1 protein-coding gene and 2 pseudogenes are annotated in these 1,218 nt (G+C 67.5%); 2 read left to right on the top strand and 1 reads right to left on the bottom strand.

What is annotated here, in order from left to right:
• Positions 1 to 261: pseudogene (locus AB0O34_RS36945) on the bottom strand (hypothetical protein); the annotation flags it as partial.
• A 20-nt stretch (positions 262 to 281) separates the two neighbouring features.
• Here AB0O34_RS36945 and AB0O34_RS36940 point away from each other — a divergent pair.
• Both AB0O34_RS36940 and AB0O34_RS36935 read left to right on the top strand, forming a co-directional pair.
• Positions 282 to 674, top strand: coding sequence for an ABC transporter permease subunit (locus AB0O34_RS36940; protein ID WP_363923675.1), 393 nt, complete (start codon positions 282 to 284; stop codon positions 672 to 674).
• Positions 675 to 875: 201 nt separating this feature from the next.
• Positions 876 to 1,218: pseudogene (locus tag AB0O34_RS36935) on the top strand (hypothetical protein); the annotation flags it as partial.

The following is a 1,218-nucleotide window of genomic DNA, read 5'->3' as shown; positions in this document are numbered from 1 at the left end:
CGTGCAGATGTGGGCCCCGAACTCCAGCACCAACAACCAGTGGACCATCACCGCGCTCTGAGCGAGCCGTGGACACCTTGCGCAGCCGGCAGTTGACGATTCGATGCTGTCGGTGGTGCGGAGCAGGCGCCTGCCGGGCGGGGTGAACGCCAGGAACGGGGTCACCTGCTCCCAGGCGCCCCCCAGACCTTGACCGCCTGGGGGTGGCGCCGGCCGCAGCGCGTCGCGGCGTCCGGCGATGGGGCCACCGCGGAATGCCACGCCGGCGTTCAGCCGAGGGATTGCGCGGCAGCACGCTGCTGCTCCTGGCCGGCATGAGCAAGATCGACCCGGCGCTGTACGAGGCCGCCCGGCTCGACGGCGCCGGGCCGTGGCGGGAGTTCATCTCCATCACGGTCCCCAGCCTGCGCCAGGGGATCGCGCTCTGCGTCAGCGTGACCGTGATCGCGGCACTGGCGAGCTTCGACATCATCTACATCTCCACCCAGGGCGGCCCAGGCGACATGACCATGGTGCCCGGCCCGCAGATCTTCTACCTGGCCGGGATTGACCAGTCTTCCGTCCAGGCCAGAGGAGGAGCGGTCGGCGATGGTGCCGTTCGTCAGGTCGCCTGGATGGGTCGAGCGATTGGGCGAATCGATTCGACCAGCCTCCTGGGCGTCTTGGGATGGTAAAGAGGGAAATGTCCGAGCTTTCGCCCGCTGTGTCGCTGCCAGGCGCGCCGAGAGCGCGGGGGCGTACAACAGGACGGTATACATTGAGGTTCCCCCATTGACTCCCATTGTGGACGCGTTTATGTTCATCGAACCGGTTCGCCGAACCGGTTCGATACCGATCGGATATAGCCGCGTAACTTGTCAGCGGAGGTCATAATCATGGGGTCAGCAGCAACGATCCGCCACGCGGCCGGCCTGGGTCTAGCGGCCCTGCTTGTCGCGGGCGGTACGGTCGCATGCTCGTCGTCGCCCGGGGGCGGCGATGCGGCGAGCGCGAGCCCGGCCGCCGGTGGCGGCACCTACACCATCTGGGATCCCTACCCCCAGTACGACAAGAGCTCGGACTGGGTGAAGCTGCTCGACACATGCGGAACCCAGGCCGGGGTGGAGGTCAAGCGCACCGGATACGACACCAGCGACCTGACCAACAAGGCGCTGCTGGCCGCCCAGCAGGGCAACGCGCCCGACGTGCTGATCGTGGACAATCCGGTGGTCTCCACGC

It is taken from the genome of Sphaerisporangium sp. NPDC088356 (assembly GCF_040685555.1).
GTDB lineage: Bacteria > Actinomycetota > Actinomycetes > Streptosporangiales > Streptosporangiaceae > Sphaerisporangium.
Note: the sequence above shows the minus strand (reverse complement) of the source record. Positions and strands in the feature narration are given on the sequence as shown.